This is a genomic window from Streptomyces sp. HSW2009, assembly GCF_040240285.1.
In the GTDB taxonomy this organism is placed as follows: domain Bacteria; phylum Actinomycetota; class Actinomycetes; order Streptomycetales; family Streptomycetaceae; genus Streptomyces.
Genome location: NZ_JBEHZD010000851.1, coordinates 1 through 2287, shown reverse-complemented (window position 1 = coordinate 2287; position 2287 = coordinate 1). Strand labels below are relative to the sequence as shown.

Genomic DNA, 2287 nt, shown 5'->3' with positions numbered 1-2287 from the left:
GGCGCCGCCGAGGGCGCCGGCGTGCCGCGGGTCTCGCTCGATCCGTTGGCCGCGCTGCCGGCCGGCGCGTCGCCCGACGCGGCGTTCACCGACCCGCTGGCGCCCGGTGCGCGGGCGGACTTCGCGGTGTTCGCCGTGCCGACGCTCGCCGACCTGGCGGTGCACGGCGCGGCGTCCTGCCTGGCCACGGTGCTCGACGGCCGGCTGGTCTTCCGCCGGCGCTGACCCGGGGCGACCCGGGCACGGGGCCGGGCTCCGGTGCGGGCCCGGTGCGGGGTCCGGTGCGGTGACCCGCGGGATGCTGGCCGCCGGGCCGGTCGCCAAGGTGACTGGCGGGGTGGCTGCCAAGGTGACTGCCAGGCTGCCCGTCAAGGTGACTGCCCGGGTGGGGCGCGCCGGTCGGCGACCCCCGCGGCGGGCCGGGCGGGGCCGGGTGAACAATGGGAGGGTGACCCGAGCAACCCTGGACAAGCAGCCGCACGAAGTCGCCGCGATGTTCGATGACGTGGCGGCCAACTACGACCTCACCAACGACGTGCTCTCGCTCGGGCAGTCCCGCCTGTGGCGCCGGGCGGTGGGCCGGGCCGTGGACGCCCGCGCCGGCCAGCGGGTGCTGGACCTGGCGGCCGGTACGGGCACCTCGTCGCTGCCGTTCACGACCGCCGGCGCGTACGTGGTGCCCTGCGACTTCTCGCTGGGCATGCTCAGGGCGGGCAAGCAGCGGCACCCGTTCCTGCCGCTGACGGCCGGCGACGCGACCCGGTTGCCGTTCGCCGACGACGTCTTCGACACGGTCACGATCTCCTTCGGGCTGCGGAACGTCCAGGACACCGAGGGTGCGCTGCGCGAGATGCTGCGGGTCACCAAGCCCGGCGGCCGGGTGGTCATCTGCGAGTTCAGCCAGCCGACCTGGGCGCCGTTCCGCACCGTGTACACGGAGTACCTGATGCGCGCGCTGCCGCCGGTCGCGACCGCGGTCAGCAGCAGCCCGGACGCGTACGTCTACCTCGCCGAGTCCATCCGCGCCTGGCCCGACCAGCCCGGCCTGGCCGCGCTGCTCCAGCGCGCCGGCTGGTCCCGCGTCGCCTGGCGCAACCTCACGGGCGGCGTGGTCGCCCTGCACCGCGGTACGAAGCCGTAGGAAGCGGTGTGAGCCGGGGGCCCGCCGCGTAAGGGGTGTGCGGCTGTGCGGCCTCCGCGCGTCCCCGGGGCGTGGGTTTGCCCCTGGCACTCGTGGCGATTCCGGGTACGCGGCGATGCTGGGTGCCGTGCTGAGTCCGGTTGCCGCGCTGTGACCGGGTGCCGCGCTGAGCCCGGGGCGCTCTCGCACGGCGACGCTCGACCACCAACTCCCTTGACTGCGGCGTGAGTTGACCGTGTGCGCGGGGGAGGGGCGGGCGGTGTGGTCACGTGGTACGGCCGAGCGCCCTGATGGCAGCCGGTGGGACGGGCGGGAGACGCGTCCTGCTCGTGGGGCGGGCGGAACCGCGGTGGCCCAAAGGCGTGTTGGGGCGCGCGAGGGGCGTGGGGTGCGGTGAGCCCGTACCTGACTCCGCACCCGACCCCGTGCCTGACGTTGTCCATGACCGCGTGCATGACCCCGCACATGACCTCGTACGACGTGTCGGTCCGTGAGCCGGTCATGGTGGGACGGGGGGACGGCCGGGCCGCGCGCCGCTAGGGTATGCACCCACCCCCACGCCGTACCTCACCGTGCCGATCCCACGGAGCAACCGTGTCGTCGAAATCCTGCTCTGTCTGCGGCGCCCCGGCGCCGACCGAGGCGCGTTTCTGCATGGGGTGTGGGCGCGCCCTCCCTGCGTCGCCCGCAGCCGTGGCGGAGTCCGCGCGCCCCGTTGACCTCATCAAGCACGAGCCCGTACGAACCGGGCCGCCCGCGGACACCACGCCCGCGCACCCGCGCGCAGCCGCCGAACCCGCAGCCGCCGAACCCGATGCCGCCGACCCGAGCGACGCCGAAGGCGAGTCGCCGACCGCCGTCGCCACGGTGGCCCTCACGAAGGCGCCTGCCGACACCCCGGCCACGCCACCGACCGCGGCGCGGAACCCGGCCGAATCCGTACGCCCCGCGGTCCCGCCCGCTGCCGCCCCGAAGGGCGATGCCCCGACCCCCGCTGCCCCAAGCCCCGCCACCCCGGTCGCCGACCTGCCGACGCTGACGGCGGCCGATCCGCCCACCGTTTCGGCCCCGGCCCAGCCGCCGGGCGCGCGGCCGGGGCCGCCCGCCGCCCGGGCGGGGGCGCGCGCGGCGGGGCCGGCGCCCGGG

Annotated in this window: 1 protein-coding gene and 3 pseudogenes; all 4 read left to right on the top strand. The window is 76.5% G+C overall.

Annotation, left to right across the window (positions count from 1 at the left end):
- A pseudogene (locus AAHZ94_RS32890) lies at window positions 1-225 on the top strand (hypothetical protein); the annotation flags it as partial.
- Between the two features lie 223 nt (window positions 226-448).
- Entirely contained in the window at window positions 449-1141 is a 693-nt protein-coding gene (locus AAHZ94_RS32885) for a demethylmenaquinone methyltransferase (protein WP_349997369.1), read from the top strand.
- A gap of 543 nt (window positions 1142-1684) precedes the next feature.
- A pseudogene (locus AAHZ94_RS36555) lies at window positions 1685-1810 on the top strand (double zinc ribbon domain-containing protein); the annotation flags it as partial.
- A gap of 24 nt (window positions 1811-1834) precedes the next feature.
- Window positions 1835-2287: pseudogene (locus tag AAHZ94_RS32880) on the top strand (hypothetical protein); the annotation flags it as partial.